The 19,334-nt window shown below is 61.6% G+C and carries 16 protein-coding genes; 6 read left to right on the top strand and 10 right to left on the bottom strand.

Annotated elements, in window-relative coordinates:
- The first annotated feature begins 25 nt into the window (after positions 1-25).
- The gene (locus NF676_RS06885) at positions 26-1,075 is read left to right on the top strand and encodes an alkene reductase (protein WP_016771329.1); all 1,050 of its coding nucleotides are present in this window, start codon (positions 26-28) and stop codon (positions 1,073-1,075) included.
- A 211-nt stretch (positions 1,076-1,286) separates the two neighbouring features.
- On the opposite strand, the gene emhR is transcribed toward NF676_RS06885, so the two are convergent.
- On the bottom strand, positions 1,287-1,919 hold the full coding sequence (gene emhR / locus NF676_RS06880) for an efflux system transcriptional repressor EmhR (RefSeq protein WP_016771330.1): 633 nt from the start codon (positions 1,917-1,919) through the stop codon (positions 1,287-1,289).
- A gap of 266 nt (positions 1,920-2,185) precedes the next feature.
- Between emhR and emhA the strand changes: the two genes are divergently transcribed.
- From emhA to NF676_RS06855, 5 genes are all read left to right on the top strand, one after another.
- Positions 2,186-3,343, top strand: a complete 1,158-nt coding sequence (emhA, locus tag NF676_RS06875) for an efflux RND transporter periplasmic adaptor subunit EmhA (protein WP_039762673.1) — start codon at positions 2,186-2,188, stop codon at positions 3,341-3,343.
- Between the two features lie 3 nt (positions 3,344-3,346).
- Positions 3,347-6,511 carry an efflux RND transporter permease subunit EmhB gene (gene emhB, locus NF676_RS06870; RefSeq protein ID WP_252887427.1) on the top strand — a complete coding sequence of 1,055 codons (3,165 nt, stop codon included), beginning with the start codon at positions 3,347-3,349 and terminating at the stop codon, positions 6,509-6,511.
- The gene (gene emhC, locus NF676_RS06865) at positions 6,508-7,968 is read left to right on the top strand and encodes an efflux RND transporter outer membrane subunit EmhC (RefSeq protein WP_252885491.1); all 1,461 of its coding nucleotides are present in this window, start codon (positions 6,508-6,510) and stop codon (positions 7,966-7,968) included. Before emhB ends, emhC begins: the two co-directional genes overlap by 4 nt.
- Before the next feature lie 416 nt (positions 7,969-8,384).
- A complete protein-coding gene (locus tag NF676_RS06860) occupies positions 8,385-9,644 on the top strand; it encodes an OprD family porin (RefSeq protein WP_252887426.1) in 1,260 nt (419 codons plus the stop codon).
- Positions 9,645-9,936: 292 nt separating this feature from the next.
- Complete coding sequence (locus NF676_RS06855; protein WP_252877615.1) at positions 9,937-10,743, top strand: methyltransferase domain-containing protein; 807 nt, start codon at positions 9,937-9,939, stop codon at positions 10,741-10,743.
- A gap of 103 nt (positions 10,744-10,846) precedes the next feature.
- Here the strand turns inward: NF676_RS06855 and pcaC are convergent, their stop codons facing one another.
- From pcaC to NF676_RS06810, 9 genes are all read right to left on the bottom strand, one after another.
- A complete protein-coding gene (gene pcaC, locus NF676_RS06850; protein WP_252887425.1) occupies positions 10,847-11,239 on the bottom strand; it encodes a 4-carboxymuconolactone decarboxylase in 393 nt (130 codons plus the stop codon).
- 10 nt (positions 11,240-11,249) lie between these two features.
- Entirely contained in the window at positions 11,250-12,041 is a 792-nt protein-coding gene (gene pcaD / locus NF676_RS06845) for a 3-oxoadipate enol-lactonase (RefSeq protein ID WP_252887424.1), read from the bottom strand.
- Between the two features lie 11 nt (positions 12,042-12,052).
- Positions 12,053-13,417: a 3-carboxy-cis,cis-muconate cycloisomerase gene (locus NF676_RS06840; protein ID WP_150742363.1), complete on the bottom strand. Its 1,365-nt coding sequence runs from the start codon at positions 13,415-13,417 to the stop codon at positions 12,053-12,055.
- A 45-nt stretch (positions 13,418-13,462) separates the two neighbouring features.
- Complete coding sequence (locus NF676_RS06835) at positions 13,463-14,758, bottom strand: MFS family transporter (RefSeq protein ID WP_041478914.1); 1,296 nt, start codon at positions 14,756-14,758, stop codon at positions 13,463-13,465.
- Between the two features lie 262 nt (positions 14,759-15,020).
- Positions 15,021-15,587, bottom strand: a complete 567-nt coding sequence (gene pcaG, locus NF676_RS06830) for a protocatechuate 3,4-dioxygenase subunit alpha (RefSeq protein ID WP_076566302.1) — start codon at positions 15,585-15,587, stop codon at positions 15,021-15,023.
- Between the two features lies 1 nt (position 15,588).
- Entirely contained in the window at positions 15,589-16,293 is a 705-nt protein-coding gene (pcaH, locus tag NF676_RS06825; protein WP_041478916.1) for a protocatechuate 3,4-dioxygenase subunit beta, read from the bottom strand.
- Positions 16,294-16,329: 36 nt separating this feature from the next.
- Positions 16,330-17,535, bottom strand: a complete 1,206-nt coding sequence (gene pcaF / locus NF676_RS06820; protein ID WP_252887423.1) for a 3-oxoadipyl-CoA thiolase — start codon at positions 17,533-17,535, stop codon at positions 16,330-16,332.
- Positions 17,532-18,311 (bottom strand): CoA-transferase subunit beta, encoded by a 780-nt coding sequence (locus NF676_RS06815; protein ID WP_016771341.1) that lies wholly within the window; start codon positions 18,309-18,311, stop codon positions 17,532-17,534. Before NF676_RS06815 ends, pcaF begins: the two co-directional genes overlap by 4 nt.
- A complete protein-coding gene (locus NF676_RS06810) occupies positions 18,311-19,168 on the bottom strand; it encodes a CoA transferase subunit A (protein ID WP_024011937.1) in 858 nt (285 codons plus the stop codon). The genes NF676_RS06815 and NF676_RS06810 overlap by 1 nt, the downstream gene beginning before the upstream one ends.
- Positions 19,169-19,334 lie beyond the last annotated feature (166 nt).

Genomic DNA, 19,334 nt, shown 5'->3' with positions numbered 1-19,334 from the left:
CTTTATTAAAGAGAGGCTTTTAGACATGGCGACTATTTTCGACCCGATCAAACTCGGCGACATCGAGCTGAACAACCGCATCATCATGGCCCCGCTGACCCGCTGCCGCGCCGACGAAGGCCGTGTGCCGAACGCGCTGATGGCCGAATACTACGTACAACGCGCCTCGGCTGGCCTGATCCTCAGCGAAGCCACTTCGGTAACGCCGATGGGCGTCGGCTACCCGGACACCCCGGGCATCTGGTCCAACGATCAAGTGCGTGGCTGGGCCAACGTGACCAAGGCGATTCACGGCGCCGGCGGCAAGATCTTCCTGCAACTGTGGCACGTTGGCCGCATTTCTCACCCTTCGTACCTGAATGGTGAAGCACCGGTTGCGCCAAGCGCCATCCAGCCAAAGGGCCACGTCAGCCTGGTGCGTCCGCTGGCCGACTACCCAACGCCGCGCGCGCTGGAAACCGCTGAAATCGCCGACATCGTCGACGCCTACCGCACCGGTGCCGAGAACGCCAAGGCCGCCGGTTTCGACGGCGTGGAAATCCACGGTGCCAACGGCTACCTGCTCGACCAGTTCCTGCAAAGCAGCACCAACCAGCGCACCGACCAGTACGGCGGCTCGCTGGAAAACCGTGCGCGCCTGCTGCTGGAAGTGACCGACGCCGCGATCGAAGTATGGGGCGCTGGCCGCGTTGGTGTGCACCTGGCACCGCGTGCCGATTCCCATGACATGGGCGATGACAACCTTGCCGAGACCTTCACCTACGTCGCCCGTGAACTGGGCAAGCGTGGCATCGCGTTCATCTGCTCGCGCGAAAAAGAAGGCGCCGACAGCCTCGGCCCGCAACTGAAAGAAGCTTTCGGTGGCCCGTACATCGCCAACGAGAAGTTCACCAAGGAAAGCGCCAACGAGTGGCTGGCCAGCGGTAAGGCAGACGCCGTAGCGTTCGGCGTGCCGTTCATTGCCAACCCGGACCTGCCGGCACGTTTGCAGGCTGATGCGCCGCTGAACGAGCCGCATCCAGAGACTTTCTACGGTAAAGGTCCGGTCGGCTACATCGACTATCCGACCTTGTAATCAGGCTGTAGCGCAGAAATGAAAAAGCCCCTGACTTTTGAGAGTCAGGGGCTTTTTGCTATTGGCGCAGGACAAGCGCAAGCAAACACCGTTTAACAACAGCGACACAATTTCCCTACAAAATCTGCGACTCGCTACGTTTAAACTCCCCGCCGCGATGATCAGCCATGGCGGCTGATTGACATCCTGCCGGGCAATTGCGCATTTTGTTTCATTTGCGCAGGCTTGGGCTCAGGCGCAGCATGTCCAGCCCGGTGTCGACCCAGCGTTCAGCCTCGGCGTGCAGCTCGAAGCTGTCCGGGGCCAGCAGCCAGCCGTACAGCAGGCCGTCGATGTAGGCATGAATGCTGATGGCCGCGCGGGCAGTGTCGAGGTCTTCCGGCAACTGGCCGCGATTCACCGCATTACGCAGGGTCAGGCCGATGCGCAGATTGCAATCGAGACTGGCCGTCCGGCGCTGCTGGCGCAGATCGCACATTTCATCGGTGAACTCGCACTTATGAAACAGAATTTCGTTGATGCGCCGGGTTTTCGGGTCCAGTGCAACTTGATGAAACAAATGAATCAGCAACTGTCGCATGCAGCCCAGCGGGTCCGGTTCGTCCTCGCTTTCGCTGGCCTTGGCCAGTTCATCCAGCGGTTCGTGCAGGCTGTCGAGCATCGCCTGGACCAGATCGGCCTTGTTGCTGAAATGCCAGTAGATGGCGCCACGCGTTACGCCGGCGAGGGTCGCGATGTCCGCCAGGGTGGTGCGGGCAACCCCCCTTTCATAAAAGGCTTTCTCGGCCGCTTCCAGAATCTGGCTGCGGGTTTCCTGAGCTTCCTCTTTGGTACGACGGACCATGGCAGTAAAACCTCAAACAGGATGTTTCAGGGATGGCTGAATATCCGCTGAATAAAGAGGGGGCGATCTCTCGTGAATCGACTCCCCGGCCTACAATTTCAAACCTTGCGACGACTTTTGTATCAGGGTGGGTACGCGGCGCAGGTGTTTACAAACAACCATGAACGTAAGTATATTACTTAGCAAGCTACTTATCCACCCGGTGCCCGATTTTTACTCTTTCACACTTCTTGTGCGCTTCATGCGCGCCTGACCCGAGGATCTTCATGCAATTCAAGCCAGCTGTTACCGCTCTGGTCACTGCCGTCGCCCTGGCATCGCTGCTCAGCGGATGTAAAAAGGAAGAAGCGGCCCCTGCCGCTCCGCCCCCTCAGGTCGGCGTCGTCACCCTGCAACCACAAGCCTTTACCCTGACCTCGGAACTTCCGGGCCGCACCAGTGCGTTCCGCATCGCTGAAGTTCGCCCGCAGGTCAACGGCATCATTCTCAAGCGTCTGTTCAAGGAAGGCGCCGACGTCAAAGCCGGTCAGCAGCTTTATCAGATCGATCCGTCGGTCTATGAAGCGACGCTGAAAAGTGCCGAAGCCAACCTGCGTTCGACCAAGTCGATCTCCGACCGCTACAAGCAACTGGTCGATGAGCAAGCCGTAAGCCGTCAGGAATACGACACCGCATTGGCCAACCGCCTGCAATCGGAAGCGTCGCTTCAGACTGCGCAGATCAACGTGCGTTACACCAAGGTCTATGCGCCGATCTCCGGCCGTATCGGCCGCTCTTCGGTGACCGAAGGCGCACTGGTCAGCAATGGCCAGGCCGATGCAATGGCAGTGATTCAGCAGCTCGATCCGATCTACGTCGACGTCACCCAGTCGTCGGTGGAACTGCTGGAACTGCGCCGCGAACTGGAAAGTGGCCGTCTGCAGAAGGCTGGCGACAACGCCGCCGCAGTCAAGCTGACCCTGGAAGACGGCAGCCAGTACAAGCTCGACGGCAAGCTGGAATTCTCCGAAGTCTCGGTTGACCAGACCACCGGCTCGGTGACCCTGCGCGCAGTGTTCCCCAACCCCGATCACACCCTGCTGCCAGGCATGTTCGTCCACGCCCAGTTGCAGGCCGGCGTCAACAGCGCAGCGATCCTCGCGCCACAGCAAGGCGTGACCCGCGACCTCAAAGGCACCCCGACCGCACTGGTGGTCGGCGCCGACAACAAGGTCGAACTGCGTCAGCTCAAGGCCAGCCGCACTGTCGGCAGCCAGTGGTTGATCGAAGACGGCCTGAAAGCCGGCGATCGTCTGATCACCGAAGGGCTGCAGTACGTCAAACCGGGCGTCGAGGTCAAAGCGACCGAGGCGACTAACGTCGGCACCAAGAACCCGGCCCCCGCACAGGCAGCTGACAAAGCCGCCGGCGGCAAAGGGGAGTAACCCATGTCAAAATTCTTCATCGACCGTCCGATTTTCGCCTGGGTAATCGCCCTGGTGATCATGCTGGTCGGGGCACTTTCGATCCTGAAATTGCCGATCAACCAATACCCGAGCATTGCGCCACCGGCCATTGCGATCCAGGTGACCTACCCGGGTGCGTCCGCACAAACCGTGCAGGACACCGTGGTCCAGGTCATCGAGCAACAGCTCAACGGTATCGACAACCTGCGTTATGTGTCGTCGGAAAGTAACTCCGACGGCAGCATGACCATCACCGCGACCTTCGAGCAAGGCACCAACTCCGACACCGCGCAGGTCCAGGTCCAGAACAAGCTGAACCTGGCCACCCCGTTGCTGCCGCAGGAAGTCCAGCAACAGGGTATCCGCGTGACCAAGGCAGTGAAAAACTTCCTGCTGGTGATCGGCGTGGTGTCGCGTGATGGCAGCATGAGCAAGGACGACCTGTCCAACTACATCGTGTCGAACATGCAGGACCCGATCTCGCGCACCGCCGGTGTCGGTGACTTCCAGGTCTTCGGTGCGCAGTACGCGATGCGTATCTGGCTCGACCCGGCCAAGTTGAACAACTTCAACCTGACCCCGGTCGACGTGAAGAACGCCATTGCTGCGCAGAACGTCCAGGTGTCGTCCGGTCAGCTCGGTGGCTTGCCTGCCGTGCAGGGCCAGCAACTGAACGCGACGATCATCGGCAAGACCCGTCTGCAGACCGCCGAGCAGTTCAAGGAAATCCTGCTCAAGGTCAACAAGGACGGTTCGCAGGTTCGCCTCAAAGACGTGGCTGAAGTCGGCCTCGGCGGCGAGAACTACGCGATCAGCGCCCAGTTCAACGGCAGCCCGGCTTCCGGTCTGGCGGTGAAACTGGCCAACGGCGCCAACGCCCTCGATACCGCCAAAGCGCTGCGCAACACTATCGACAGCCTCAAGCCGTTCTTCCCGCAAGGCATGGAAGTGGTGTTCCCGTACGACACCACCCCGGTGGTGACCGAGTCGATCAAAGGCGTGGTGCACACCCTGGTCGAAGCGATCGCGCTGGTGTTCCTGGTGATGTTCCTGTTCCTGCAGAACTTCCGCGCCACCGTCATCACCACGATGACCGTGCCGGTGGTACTGCTCGGTACGTTCGGCATCCTCGCCGCCGCCGGTTTCAGCATCAACACCCTGACCATGTTCGGCATGGTGCTGGCCATCGGTCTGCTGGTGGACGATGCCATCGTCGTGGTGGAAAACGTCGAGCGGGTGATGAGCGAAGAAGGCTTGTCACCGAAGGAAGCGACGAAGAAATCCATGGGCCAGATCCAGGGCGCACTGGTCGGTATCGCCCTCGTACTCTCGGCGGTACTGCTGCCGATGGCATTCTTCAGCGGCTCGACTGGTGTGATCTACAAGCAGTTCTCGATCACCATCGTGTCGGCCATGGCCCTGTCGGTACTGGTTGCCCTGATCTTCACCCCGGCGCTGTGCGCGACCATGCTCAAGCCGATTCCGAAAGGCGAGCACGGTACCCCGAAGAAAGGTTTCTTCGGCTGGTTCAACCGCAACTTCGACCGTGGCGTGCGCAGCTACGAGCGCGGCGTCGGCAACATGCTGACCCGCAAGGCGCCGTACCTGCTGGCGTATCTGCTGATCGTCGTCGGCATGATCTGGCTGTTCACCCGCATCCCGACCGCGTTCCTGCCGGAAGAAGACCAGGGCGTACTGTTCGCCCAGGTGCAGACCCCGGCCGGTTCCAGTGCCCAGCGCACGCAGGTGGTCGTGGATGAAATGCGTGAGTACCTGCTGCGTCCGAACAAGGACGGTGGTGAGGCGGACGCGGTGGCTTCGGTGTTCACCGTGACCGGCTTCAACTTCGCCGGCCGTGGGCAGAGCTCGGGTATGGCGTTCATCATGCTCAAACCGTGGGGCGAGCGTAACGCCGACAACAGCGTGTTCAAGCTCGCCGCGCGTGCCCAGCAACACTTCTTCAGCTTCCGCGACGCGATGGTGTTTGCCTTCGCCCCGCCAGCGGTTCTGGAATTGGGTAACGCCACCGGTTTCGACGTGTTCCTGCAAGACCGCGCCGGTATCGGTCACGAAAAACTGATGGAAGCGCGCAACCAGTTCCTTGGCATGGCGGCGCAAAGCAAGGTGCTGACCCAGGTGCGTCCGAACGGCCTGAACGATGAGCCGCAGTTCCAGCTGGAAATCGACGACGAGAAGGCCAGTGCCCTCGGCATCACCATCAGCGATATCAACAACACCCTGTCGATCGCGCTGGGCAGTAGCTACGTCAACGACTTCATCGACCGTGGTCGGGTGAAGAAAGTCTACGTGCAGGGCCAGCCGGATTCGCGCATGAGCCCCGAAGACCTGAAGAAGTGGTACGTGCGCAACGCCGAAGGCACCATGGTTCCGTTCTCGGCGTTCGCCAAGGGTGAGTGGGTCTACGGTTCGCCGAAACTGGCGCGTTACAACGGTGTGGAAGCGGTCGAGGTCCTCGGGGCTCCGGCGCCGGGCTACTCCACCGGTGAAGCGATGGCTGAAGTCGAAGCGATTGCCAAGAAGCTGCCGGCCGGTGTCGGTATCTCCTGGACCGGTCTGTCCTACGAGGAACGTCTGTCCGGCTCGCAAGCGCCAGCGCTGTACGCCCTGTCGCTGCTGATGGTGTTCCTGTGTCTGGCGGCGCTGTATGAGAGCTGGTCGATTCCGATCGCGGTCATGCTCGTGGTACCGCTGGGGATCATCGGTGCACTGATGGCTACCAGCCTGCGCGGTCTGTCCAACGACGTGTACTTCCAGGTGGGCTTGTTGACGACCATCGGTCTGGCGGCTAAAAACGCCATTCTGATCGTCGAATTCGCCAAGGAACTGCATGAACAGGGACGCAGCCTGCGTGAAGCGGCAATCGAAGCCTGCCGCATGCGTCTGCGCCCGATCATCATGACCTCGCTGGCCTTCGTTCTCGGTGTTGTGCCGCTGGCGATTTCCACCGGCGCCGGCTCAGGCAGTCAGCACGCGATCGGTACCGGCGTGATTGGCGGTATGCTCACGGCCACGATCCTGGCGATCTTCTGGGTCCCACTGTTCTTCGTTACTGTGTCGTCCATCGGTCAGCGTAAAAAGACCGACTCGGATGAGACTACTGAAACTCCTAAAGAGGCTGGCCAATGAGCAAGTCGCTACTCTCCATCGCAGTCGCCGCCTTCGTGCTGAGCGGTTGCTCGCTGATACCTGACTATCAGCAGCCTGAGGCTCCGGTCGCAGGCCAGTACCCGCAGGGGCCGGCATATTCGCCGGCCCAGGCTCCGGCGCAAGCCGCTGCCGAACAGGGCTGGAAGCAGTTTTTCCATGACCCTGCCCTGCAACAGCTGATCCAGGTCGCCCTGGAAAACAACCGCGACCTGCGTGTCGCGGCGCTGAACATCGACGCTTACGCGGCGCAGTACCGCATCCAGCGCGCCGACCTGTTCCCGGCAGTGTCGGCCAATGCCGCCGGCAGCCGCCAGCGTCTGCCGGCCCGTGCCTCGCAGACCGGCGAGTCGATGATCAGCAGCTCCTACTCGGCTACCGTCGGCGTCAGCGCCTATGAACTCGACCTGTTCGGTCGGGTGCGCAGCCTGAGCGAGCAAGCGTTGCAACAGTACTTCGCTACTGAAGAAGCACGCCGCAGTACGCAGATCAGTCTGGTCGCCAGCGTCGCCAATGCTTACCTGACCTGGCAAGCGGACAAGGAACTGCTCAAGCTGACGCAGGACACCCTCGGTGCCTTCGAAGAAAGCTACAAGCTGACCAGCCGCAGCAACGAAGTCGGTGTGGCCTCGGCGCTGGATCTGGCGCAGTCGCGCACTTCCGTGGAAAACGCCCGGGCACAATTGGCGCGTTATACCCGCCAGGTCGCGCAGGACGAAAACAGCCTGACCCTGCTGCTCGGCACCGGTATTCCGGCCAATCTGCAAACGGCCAAACCGCTGTCTGATGACCTGCTCAGCGACGTACCGGCCGGTCTGCCTTCGGACCTTCTGCAACGTCGTCCGGACATCCTCCAGGCCGAGTACAACCTGAAGGCGGCCAACGCTAACATCGGCGCGGCGCGGGCAGCGTTCTTCCCGAGCATCAGCCTGACCGCCAACGCGGGCAGCCTGAGCCCGGATCTGTCCGGTCTGTTCAAGGGTGGCTCGGGGACGTGGCTGTTCCAGCCGCAGATCAACCTGCCGATCTTCAACGCCGGCAGCCTGCGCGCCAGCCTCGACTACGCCAAGATCCAGAAGGACATTGGCGTGGCGAACTACGAGAAGTCCATTCAAACGGCCTTCCAGGAAGTCGCCGACGGCCTGGCCGCGCGCCAGACCTACACCGAGCAGCTGCAAGCGCAGCGTGACTTCGTGCAGGCCAACCAGGATTACTACCGCCTGGCCGAACGTCGCTATCGCATCGGCGTCGACAGCAACCTGACCTTCCTCGATGCCCAGCGTCAGTTGTTCAGCGCACAACAAGCGCTGATCACCGACCGCCTCGCGCAGTTGACCAGTGCGGTCAACCTGTACAAGGCCCTGGGCGGTGGCTGGAATGCGCAGACCGCGCAGAACGAAGCGCTGAAAGAAGAAGCGCCGAAGATGAAGCTGTTCTGATCATCGGCTGACTACATCAAGCCCACCTTATTGGTGGGCTTTTTGTTGCCTGTCGCAAAGGTTTCGCGGCCGAACTGGCCTCTTCGCGAGCAGGCTCGCTCCCACAGGGAAACGCATTCCAGTTGTGGGAGCGAGCCTGCTCGCGAAGAGGACCTCACACTCACCACAAATCCGCATGAATCTTGCGTTCGATAACCGCCCAAAACCCGCTTTCAGCAATTGAACCCGAACACACAGGCCCTTCACCATTCGAACCAGAAAACCAATAACAACAAGGTTCGACACCATGCTCCAGCGCCCTGCCCCGCCCGGCTGACCGCCACCGCTGCATCTCAGACCTGCATCACGTTGCCTGCGCCGCATCCGCCGCGACAGCGCAGCCGTTCGCCCTAAAAAAACAAGAGAGACCCAAGTCCATGACAGTTTTCCCTGTGCCCTACGCATTGCCCGCTGTGATCGCCCTGGCCATCGCCGGTCTGGCCCTGCCGGCAAGCGCCGAAGAAGGCGGCTTCGTTGAAGGCGCCAAGGTCAACCTCAACCTGCGCAACTTCTATATCAACCGCAACTTCACCAACCCGACCAAGACCCAGGGCAAGGCTGAAGAGTGGACGCAGAGTTTCATCCTCGACGCCAGATCCGGCTTCACCCAAGGCACCGTCGGTTTCGGCATGGACGTACTCGGGCTGTATTCGATCAAGCTCGATGGCGGTAAAGGCACGGGCGGTACGCAGTTGTTGCCGCTGGACCATGACGGGCGCCCGGCGGACAACTTCGGTCGCACCAACGTCGCCTTCAAGGCCAGACTTTCGCAGACCGAGGTCAAGGTCGGCGAGTGGATGCCGGTATTGCCGATTCTGCGTTCGGACGACGGTCGCTCGCTGCCGCAAACCTTCCGTGGCGGCCAGATCACCTCCAAGGAAATCGCCGGCCTGACCCTCTATGGCGGCCAGTTCCGCGCCAACAGCCCGCGCGACGACAGCAGCATGAGCGACATGTCGATGACCGGCAAAGCCGCGTTCACCTCTGACCGTTTCAACTTCCAGGGCGGCGAATACCTGTTCAACGACAAGCGCACACAGATCGGCTTATGGAATGCGCAACTCAAGGACATCTACAGCCAGCAGTACCTCAATGTGCTGCACAGTCAGCCGCTCGGCGACTGGACGCTGGGCGCCAACCTCGGCTTTTTCTACGGCAAGGAAGATGGCAGCGCGCGTGCCGGCGATCTGGACAACAAGACCTGGTACGGGATGTTTTCGGCCAAGTACGGCGGCAACACGTTCTACCTCGGCCTGCAGAAACTCACCGGCGACAGCGCCTGGATGCGCGTCAATGGCACCAGCGGCGGCACCCTGGCCAACGACAGCTACAACGCCAGTTATGACAACGCTCAGGAACGCTCCTGGCAGCTGCGCCACGACTACAACTTCGCCGCCATGGGCATCCCCGGTCTGACCCTGATGAACCGCTACATCAGCGGCGACAACGTGCACACCGGGACGATCACCGACGGCAAGGAATGGGGTCGCGAATCGGAACTCGGTTACACGGTGCAGAGCGGGACTTTGAAGGATTTGAACGTCAGATGGCGCAACTCGACCATGCGCCGCGACTTCAGCAACAACGAGTTCGATGAGAACCGATTGATCGTCAGCTACCCGATCAGCCTGCTTTAACCAAACATGCTCCACTGTGGGAGCGAGCCTGCTCGCGAAAGCGCTGCTTCAGTCGACATCTGTGTCGAATATGAAATGGCCTTCGCGAGCAGGCTCGCTCCCACATTTGATTCCCATCACAGATGCATGCCATTGGTCAGGCCATGTAGCGCTTTTGCGGGCGGCGGTTACAGTGAGCAAACCTGAAGGACTCAGGTGCTCCAACCCTTCACGCTTCCGTTTCGTAGTCGGTCTCCAGCTGTGCACCAGGTTGTCATCGGAAGACACCACTTGATCACCGGAGGATCACCTCATGATCACGCGCCGCACCACTGCACCCGATTGGGACGCCAAGGCGTACCAACAGTTTTCCCGTCTCAGACAACGTCCGGTCAACGAATTGCTCGACCGCGTCGACCTGCACAACCCGCAACGCATTTACGACCTCGGCTGCGGCACCGGCATTGCCACGCAGTTGTTGGCCAAACGCTGGCCGCGCGCGCAGTTGCAGGGCGTCGACAGCTCCGCGCAGATGCTCGATGAGGCACGCTGCCTGCCGATCCGGGCGCTGTGGAAACATTGCGACCTGCTTGATTGGCAACCTGAGCAACCGGCGGATCTGCTGTTCGCAGCCGCCGTGCTGCACTTTATCGAAGGCCATGAAAAACTGCTGCCGCGCCTGCTCGGTTATCTGAATCCCGGCGGCTGTCTGGCGGCGCACATGCCGGACTGGCGCGATGCGCTGTGGTATCGGCTGATGCTCGACACCCTCGAAAACGGCGGCCCCGGTGGCACACCACTGGGCACACCTGAACTGCGCCAGCGCATGGCGGCGCGGCCGTTATTGGCACTGGAGGATTACTATCGGTTGCTCGCGCCCATGACTACGTCGCTGGATATCTGGGAGACCGAGCAGTTGCAGGTGGTTGACGGCAAGTCGCCGCTGTATGACTGGGTGAAGGTCTCGGCGCTGCGGCCGGTGATGCAGGCGTTGAGTTCAGCGGAACAGGCGCGGTTTATCTATCACTACCTGATGCGGGTGCATGAGCATTATCCGCAAGAGGGGGATGGGCATACGTTGTTTGCATTCAAGCGAATATTTATTGTCGCCAGGGTGTGATTCGTTACGGCCGCTACCGCTTTCGCGAGCAGGCTCGCTCCCACAGGGAAATGCATTCCAATGTGGGAGCGAGCCTGCTCGCGAAGGCGTCAGTGCAACAACCTCACTCGCGGGATTCAACCCCGAGTTCATCCCACACCGATTCGGCCAGATGAAACGTCGCGTTCGCCGCCGGTATGCCGCAGTAGATTGCGCTCTGCATGATCACTTCCTTGATCTCGCCACGGCTGACGCCGTTGTTGGCTGCCGCGCGCAGGTGCAGTTTCAGTTCGCCCTCGCGGTTCATGCCGATCAGCATGGCGATGGTGATCAGGCTGCGGGTGTACCGGGGCAGGCCCGGGCGGGTCCAGATGTCGCCCCATGCGTGGCGGGTGATCATCTCCTGGAATTCCGAGTTGAACTCGGTCAGCGTGGTCAGGCTGCGATCAACGTGGGCATCGCCCAGCACCGCGCGGCGTACTTGCATGCCTTCGTCGTAACGTTGTTTCTCGTCCACAAATTCTTCCTCACTGAGCCTGCAAAAACGCCAGCACACGGTCGCTGAAAGCGGCACCGGCCTGCACGTTGGACAAATGCGCCGCATGGAACTCGGCGTACTCGGCACCGCGCACGTGGTCGCGAATGAAGTGCCCGCCGGACGGCGGCGTCACCGCATCTTCGCTGCCGGCAATGACCAGCAACGGCACGTTGATCGAAGCCAGTTGTTCACGGAAATCGGCATCGCGCACGGCCGCGCAGTTGGCCGCATAGCCTTGTGGATTGGTTGCGGCAAGCATGTCGGTAATCTTCTTCGCCGCCTCGGGATGCGCTGCGGAAAAGTCCGGGGTAAACCAGCGCGCAATCGAGGCATCACGCAGCGCGACCATCGCCGCCGGGCCGTCGCGCAACACGGTTTCGATGCGTGGATTCCATACCGACGGATCGCCGATTTTCGCCGCTGTGTTGCACACGATCAATTTGTGCAGACGATGGCCTGAGTTGATGCCCAGCCACTGACCGATCAGCCCGCCCATCGACAGTCCGCAAAAATGCGCGCGCTCGATATGCAGCGCATCGAGCAGACCGAGTACGTCATGGCCCAACTGCTCGATGCTGTACGGCCCTTCGGTGACCAGCGATTGCCCATGGCCGCGCGTGTCGAAACGCAGCACGCGGAAATGCTCGGTGAACGCCGGCATCTGCGCGTCCCACATGTGCAGGTCGGTGCCCAGCGAGTTGGACAGCACCAGCACCGGCGCAGCGGCCGGGCCTTCTATTTGATAGTGCAGTTCGCCATCGGCGAGTTGAACGAAAGCCACAGCCCTCTCCTTCAGACAGTCAAAGCGTTGTGTTCAGCCACCGCACGCTCGACCCAGACTTGCGCCTGGCCGAGGTAATGCGCGGGGTTGAGAAGATCATCGAGTTCAGCGCCACTGAGTTCGGCGGTGACTTGCGGCTCGTCAGCGAGCACCGCACGCAGATGGCGCTGCTCGGCCACTGCGCGTTTGCAGCATTGTTCGAGCAGATGATGCGCGGTGTCGCGGCCGACGCGTTGGGCGAGGACGATGCTCACAGCTTCGGCCAGCACCAGGCCTTGGGTCAGTTCGAGGTTGCGGGCCATGCGCGCCGCGTCGACTTCCAGACCGTCGGCCAGCAAACGCGCCTGTTGCAGCGAACCGGACACCAGGCAGCAGATCTCCGGCAGGGTTTCCCATTCGGCGTGCCACAAACCGAGACTGCGTTCGTGTTCCTGCGGCATCGCGCTGAACAGCGTCGACACCAGCCCCGGCACCCGCGTGGCCGCGCCGATCAGCACCGCCGCGCCGACCGGGTTGCGCTTGTGCGGCATGGTCGACGAACCGCCCTTGCCCGGTGCCGCTGGCTCAAAAACTTCCGCTGCTTCGGTCTGCATCAACAGGCTGATGTCGCGGCCGAATTTGCCGAGGCTGCCGGCGATCAGGCCAAGCACAGCGCCGAATTCGACGATGCGATCACGCTGGGTGTGCCACGGTTGCTCGGGCAGGGTCAGTTGCAGCTCTTCGGCCAAGGCCTCAGCGATTGGCAACGCCTGTGCCCCCAGCGCCGCGAGCGTGCCGGAGGCGCCACCGAATTGCAGCACCAGCAGACGTGGCTTGAGTTGTTGCAGACGCTGACGGCTGCGCGTGACGGCACCCAGCCATCCGGCGATTTTCATCCCGAGGGTCACTGGCGTCGCGTGTTGCAGCCAGGTGCGACCGGCCAGTGGCGTGGTGGCGAAACGTTGTGCCTGAGTGGCGAGCGAGTCGGCCAGTTGTGCCAGTTGGTTTTCGATCAGCGCCAGCGCCTGGCGTAATTGCAGGACCAGCCCGGAATCCATCACGTCCTGACTTGTCGCGCCCAGATGCACATAGCGCTCGGCTTCGGCATCGCTCGAGGCGATCTGCTTGCCCAAGGCCTTGACCAGCGGAATCGCTGAATTGCCGGCCGTGGCAATCGCCTCGCCCAGCGCTGCGAAGTCATACAGACCGGCGTCGCACGCTGCGGCAATCGGCGCCACAGCGGATAAAGGAATCAGCCCGACCCGCGCCTCGGCCCGAGCCAGCGCCGCTTCGAAATCGAGCATCGCCTGCACCCGGCCCTGATCGCAGAACACTTCGCGCATATCGCGGGCGGTGAAGTAGGCATCGAACAATTGATTGCCCGGTCGCTGAGTCATAAACAGTCCTTGCCGGCGCGGGCCTCGCAGCCCGCGCACATGGGTTTACAGATCGTGGTGCAGATACTTCGCCTGCTTGGGCAAACGCAGGCTGAACAGGAAAGCCACCGCCATCATCGCCGTGACGTACCAGTAGAAGGCGTTTTCCATGCCGCCAGCCTTGAGGCTCAAGGCAACGAATTCCGCCGAACCGCCGAAGATTGCATTCGCCACCGCGTAAGCCAGGCCGACACCAAGCGCGCGGACTTCCGGCGGGAACATCTCGGCTTTTACCAGACCGCTGATCGAGGTGTAGAAGCTCACAATCGCCAACGCCAGGGTGATCAGCACGAAGGCGAGGAACGGGCTGCTGATACTTTTCAGGCTGAGCAGAATCGGCACGGTGAACAGCGTGCCGAGGGCGCCGAACCAGAGCATCGAGTTCCGTCGGCCGATCTTGTCGGCAAGCATGCCGAACAACGGCTGCATGCACATATACAGGAACAGCGCGCCGGTCATGATGTAGCTGGCGGTCTTGGCATGCATCCCGGCGGTGTTCACCAGGTATTTCTGCATGTAGGTGGTGAAGGTGTAGAAAATCAGCGAGCCGCCAGCGGTGTAACCGAGCACGGTGATGAACGCCGCTTTGTGATCGCGGAACAGTGCAGTGATGCTGCCGGCGTCTTTATGCGCACGGGTTTCCTTATTGGTGGTTTCCTTCAGCGAACGACGCAGGAACAGCGAAATCAGCGCCGCCACCGCACCGACCACGAACGGAATCCGCCAGCCGTAGGCACGCAGGTCTTCTTCAGTGAGGAACTGTTGCAGCACCACCACCAGCGACACCGCCAGCAGTTGTCCGCCAATCAGCGTCACGTACTGGAACGAAGCGAAGAATCCGCGCTGGCCCTTGAGCGCGACTTCGCTCATGTAAGTCGCGGTGGTGCCGTACTCGCCGCCCACCGACAGACCTTGCAGCAAACGCGCGAACAGCAACAGCACCGGCGCCCAGACGCCGATGTCCTTGTAGGTCGGCAGACAGGCGATCAGCAACGAGCCGAAGCACATCATCAGAATCGAGATGAGCATCGAGTTCTTGCGCCCGTGCTTGTCAGCGACCCGGCCGAAAATCCAGCCACCAATCGGCCGCATCAGGAACCCGGCGGCGAATACGCCAGCGGTGTTGACCAGTTGCACAGTGGGGTTATCGGAAGGGAAGAACGCCGGGGCAAAATAGATCGCGCAGAAGGCGTAGACGTAGAAGTCGAACCATTCGACGAGGTTGCCGGAGGAAGCGCCGACGATGGCGAAGATGCGCTTGCTGCGCTCTTCGCCGGTGTAGTGAGAGGTGGTGGTTGTCATTGTTTTTTCACTCGATAGGGACAGTCACAGTCTAGACATACTTTGCAACAGTCCCGTTCCACATCGGATCTTCACCCACGTCTGGATCAGCCTTTGTGGCGAGGGGATTTATCCCCGCTCGAGTGCGAAGCACTCGCAAATCAGATACACGCGGTTCATCTGAATACCGCGCCGACTGGTTTTTGGGGCTGCTTCGCAGCCCAGCGGGGATAAATCCCCTCACCACAGGGACTCTGTCCTACAGGGGATTTGGGGTGTTCTCTCAATAATCGAAGAACACCGTCTCGGCATCGGTGCCCTGCAGAACCACATTCCACTGGTAAACACCCGACGCATCCGCCTTGGCCAGCAACGTCTGGCGACGCTCCGCCGGCACGCACTCGAGCAACGGGTCAGCAACGTTTGCCGGTTCGCCCTCGAAATAAATCCGCGTCAGCAAATGCTTGACCAGACCACGGGCAAACACCAGCACCACCAGATGCGGCGCTTGGGTCGAGCCTTTCAACCCTGGCACGGTGCCCGGTTTGATCGTGGTGAAACGGAAGCGCCCTTCGGCATCCACCGGCACCCGGCCGAAGCCTTCGAAATTCGGGTCGAGCGGTTTGTCCTGCTGATCTTCCGGGTGGTCGTACTTGCCGGCGGCGTTGGCCTGCCAGACTTCGAGCATGGCGTCGTTGACGACATCGCCATTGCCATCCACCACTTGGCCGGTGATTGCCACGCGCTCGCCGAGGGTCAGCTCGTTGGCCAGGGTTTCGCGGTTCAGCCAGGTCAGGCCGATGTGGTAATACGGCCCGACGGTGTGGGACGTGGTCGCATAGAGCGTCATCTTATTTCTCCATCGGCGTGGCTTCACGGCCGCGCAGCACGATGTCCCAGCGGTAACCGAGGGCGTAGGACGGAATGGTTTTTTCCAGATCGAAACTGGCGATCAGGCGTTCCTTGGCCGAAGTGTCCGGCACGCAGTTGTAGATCGGGTCATACGCCAGCAGCGGGTCGCCGGGGAAGTACATCTGCGTGACCAGACGCGTAAGAATGCTCGGCCCAAACAGGGAAAAGTGGATGTGCGCCGGGCGCCAGGCGTTGTGGTGGTTGCCCCACGGATAGGCGCCGGGCTTGATGGTCTGGAACTGGTACCAGCCATCGGCATCGGTGACGGTGCGGCCGGTGCCGGTGAAGTTCGGGTCCAGCGGCGCGTCGTGCAGGTCACGGGCATGGTTGTAGCGGCCGGCGGCATTGGCCTGCCAGATCTCCACCAGAATTCCCGGCACCGGCAGGCCGTCTTCGTCGAGCACGCGGCCGTGAATGATGATGCGCTCGCCCAGCGGCTCGCCGTCGTGCTGAGCGGTCAGGTCATTGTCCTTCTCGGCAACGTGTTCGGCGCCGATGGTCGGCCCGGTGATTTCCGAGAGTGAATGGGGCAGGTGCACCAACGGCTTGGACGGCGAGCGCAGGTTGGTGGATTGATACGTCGGGTGCAGGTAGTCAGGCTGAGTGCCTGCCTGTGGGCGACGGTAACCAGGCTTGTCAGTCATTTCGCTTTCCTCAGTTCTTGTAAGTGCCGCAGTGCGTCAGACACGTTCGATGGCCAGGGCCAGACCCTGGCCAACACCGACGCACATGGTCGCCAGACCTTTCTTGCCGCCAGTCTTTTCCAGATGATGCAGGGCGGTCAGCACCAGCCGCGCACCGCTCATGCCCAACGGGTGACCGAGGGCAATCGCGCCGCCATTCGGGTTGACCTGCGGCGCATCGTCGGCCAGACCCAACTCGCGCAATACCGCGAGGCCCTGGCTGGCGAACGCTTCGTTGAGCTCGATCACGTCGAAATCGCTGACCGCGACGCCAAGGCGCTCGGCGAGTTTGCGCACCGCCGGCACCGGGCCGATGCCCATCACCCGTGGTGCGACACCGGCGCTGGCCATGCCGAGCACTTTCGCGCGGGCGATCAGGCCATGCTTTTTCACCGCTTCGGCGGACGCGAGAATCAGTGCGGCAGCACCATCGTTGACCCCGGAGGCATTGCCGGCGGTGACGGTTTTGTCCGGGCCGTTGACGGGTTTCAGCTTGCTCAGTGCTTCAATCGTCGTATCGGCGCGCGGATGTTCGTCCTGGCTGACCACGGTTTCGCCTTTCTTGTGGGCGATGTGCACTTCGACGATTTCGTCAGCGAAGTAGCCCGCAGCCTGCGCGGCGGCAGTACGTTGCTGACTGCGCAGGGCGAACGCGTCCTGATCGGCGCGCGACACTTTATAGTCGTCGGCGACGTTGTCGGCGGTCTGCGGCATCGCATCGACGCCGTACTGCGCCTTCATCAGCGGGTTGATGAAACGCCAGCCGATGGTGGTGTCCTCCAGCTTCATGTTGCGCGAGAACGCCGCGTCGGCCTTGCCCATCACGAATGGCGCGCGGGACATCGACTCGACGCCACCGGCAATCGCCAACTCCATCTCGCCACTGGCGATAGCGCGGAATGCGGTGCCGATCGCGTCCATGCCCGAAGCGCAGAGGCGATTGAGCGTAACGCCGGGCACGCTGTCCGGCAGTCCCGCCAGCAGCAGCGCCATGCGCGCAACGTTGCGGTTGTCTTCGCCGGCCTGATTGGCGCAGCCGAGGAACACCTCATCGACGGCATTCCAGTCCACCGATGGATTGCGCTCCATCAGGGCCTTGATCGGCACGGCGGCCAGGTCGTCGGCGCGCACGGCGGACAATGCGCCACCGAAGCGGCCAATGGGGGTGCGAATCGCGTCGCAGATATACACGTCACGCATCATGCTTCTCCCGGTGCCTGACCGTGGGCGGCAGCGGTGCGCGCTTCAAGATCACGCAGCGCCGTCAGCTCGACTTCGGTCGGCTCAGCGGTGGTTTCAACAGAGTCGGCAAAACGAATCGCCCAACCGGTGGCGGCGACCACTTGCTCGCGGGTCACGCCCGGATGCAGCGCGGTGACCACGAATTCGTGGGTACCCTCCTCCGGTTCCATGATGCACAGGTCGGTGATAATGCCCACCGGCCCAGCGCCCGGCAGGCCCAGCCGTTTACGCGAATCGCCACCTTCGCCGTGACCGACCGAGGTGATGAAATCGAGCTTGTCGACAAACGAACGCGCCGACTGTTTAAGGATGATCAGCACGCTTTTCGCCGAACCGGCAATCTCCGGCGCGCCACCGGCACCCGGCAGGCGCACTTTCGGCGCGTGGTAGTCGCCGACCACGGTGGTGTTGATGTTGCCGAAACGGTCGACCTGCGCGGCGCCGAGGAAGCCAACGTCGATGCGCCCGCCCTGCAACCAATAGCGAAAAATCTCACCGGTCGGCACCACGGTGTCGGCGGTCTCGGCCAGCTCACCGTCACCGATGGACAGCGGCAGTACGCTCGGCTTGGCGCCAATCGGGCCGGATTCGTAGATCAGCACCACGTCCGGCGATGAAGTCAGGCGCGCGAGGTTGGCGGCTTTCGATGGCAGGCCGATGCCGACGAAGCATACCGAGCCGTTCTTCAGGCGCCGGGCCGCCGCGACGGTCATCATTTCATTGGTGGTGTAAGTCATTACTTGGCCTCCGAAGCAGCGGCCAATTTGGCCTGGAATTCGCTGAAGTCAGCGCAGCCATGGATGTATTCGTTGATCCACGCGGTAAACGTCTCACGGTCGCGAGCGATCGGGTCCCACGCCTGATAGAAACGATTGTCACGCTCGGTGTAACCGTGGGCGTAGGACGGATGCGCGCCGCCCGGCACGTGGCAGACCGCGCTCAAGGCCCAGGTCGGCAGTACGCAAGCGTTCATCGGTGCGTTGAGGTCATCGACGATCTCTTCCACCGTGACGATGCAGCGCTTGGCCGCCAGCGCGGCTTCTTTCTGCACACCGAGAATGCCCCAGAGCAGCACGTTGCCTTTGCGGTCGGCCTTTTGCGCGTGGATCACGGTGACGTCCGGGCGCACCGATGGCACTGCCGCCAGCACTTCGCCGGTGAACGGACAGGTCACGGTTTTGATCAGCGGATTGACCTTCGGCAGGTCGGAACCGGCGTAGGCACGCAGCACCGCGAACGGCAGCCCGGACGCGCCGGCGACGTAGGCGTTGGCGAGGTCGGCGTGGCTGTGTTCTTCGATTTCCAGCGCGTGTGGCCACTGCTTTTCGACCGCGTCACGCAGACGGTGCAGCGAACCCACACCCGGGTTGCCGCCCCAGGAGAAAATCAGTTTGCGCGCGCAACCGGCGCCGATCAGTTGGTCGTAGATCAGGTCAGGCGTCATCCGCACCAGCGTCAGATCTTTCTTGCCTTGACGAATGATTTCATGACCCGCTGCTGTAGGGATCAGGTGCGTGAAGCCTTCGAGGGCGACGGTATCGCCGTCGTTGACGAATTGCTTCACCGCGTCGTGCAGCGAAAGGATCTCAGCCATGGAGCGGGCTCCTGTTCTTGTAAGGAATCGCCAGTGATAAAAAGGCGCGAGGTTCAGCGCCGGAGTCACTGAAGATTAAGCTCGGGAACATCGCCAAACAATCCGATAATCGACTGAGTGTTCGTTTATCGAACGGATTGTTGTTCAGCTAACAATCAGATCAAAA

It is taken from the genome of Pseudomonas siliginis (assembly GCF_024072275.1).
GTDB classification, from domain to species: Bacteria; Pseudomonadota; Gammaproteobacteria; order Pseudomonadales; family Pseudomonadaceae; genus Aquipseudomonas; species Aquipseudomonas siliginis.
The sequence above is the reverse complement of the archived record's forward strand: the minus strand, read 5'-3'. Positions and strand labels throughout refer to the sequence as shown.

Excerpts from the sequence above, each read along its gene's own strand:
- NF676_RS06885 (WP_016771329.1), top strand. The coding sequence starts at position 26 with ATGGCGACTATTTTCGACCCGATCAAACTCGGCGACATCGAGCTGAAC.
- emhR (WP_016771330.1), bottom strand. The coding sequence starts at position 1,919 with ATGGTCCGTCGTACCAAAGAGGAAGCTCAGGAAACCCGCAGCCAGATT.
- emhA (WP_039762673.1), top strand. The coding sequence starts at position 2,186 with ATGCAATTCAAGCCAGCTGTTACCGCTCTGGTCACTGCCGTCGCCCTG.
- emhB (WP_252887427.1), top strand. The coding sequence starts at position 3,347 with ATGTCAAAATTCTTCATCGACCGTCCGATTTTCGCCTGGGTAATCGCC.
- emhC (WP_252885491.1), top strand. The coding sequence starts at position 6,508 with ATGAGCAAGTCGCTACTCTCCATCGCAGTCGCCGCCTTCGTGCTGAGC.
- NF676_RS06860 (WP_252887426.1), top strand. The coding sequence starts at position 8,385 with ATGACAGTTTTCCCTGTGCCCTACGCATTGCCCGCTGTGATCGCCCTG.
- NF676_RS06855 (WP_252877615.1), top strand. The coding sequence starts at position 9,937 with ATGATCACGCGCCGCACCACTGCACCCGATTGGGACGCCAAGGCGTAC.
- NF676_RS06840 (WP_150742363.1), bottom strand. The coding sequence starts at position 13,417 with ATGACTCAGCGACCGGGCAATCAATTGTTCGATGCCTACTTCACCGCC.
- NF676_RS06835 (WP_041478914.1), bottom strand. The coding sequence starts at position 14,758 with ATGACAACCACCACCTCTCACTACACCGGCGAAGAGCGCAGCAAGCGC.
- pcaG (WP_076566302.1), bottom strand. The coding sequence starts at position 15,587 with ATGACGCTCTATGCGACCACGTCCCACACCGTCGGGCCGTATTACCAC.
- pcaH (WP_041478916.1), bottom strand. The coding sequence starts at position 16,293 with ATGACTGACAAGCCTGGTTACCGTCGCCCACAGGCAGGCACTCAGCCT.
- pcaF (WP_252887423.1), bottom strand. The coding sequence starts at position 17,535 with ATGATGCGTGACGTGTATATCTGCGACGCGATTCGCACCCCCATTGGC.
- NF676_RS06815 (WP_016771341.1), bottom strand. The coding sequence starts at position 18,311 with ATGACTTACACCACCAATGAAATGATGACCGTCGCGGCGGCCCGGCGC.
- NF676_RS06810 (WP_024011937.1), bottom strand. The coding sequence starts at position 19,168 with ATGGCTGAGATCCTTTCGCTGCACGACGCGGTGAAGCAATTCGTCAAC.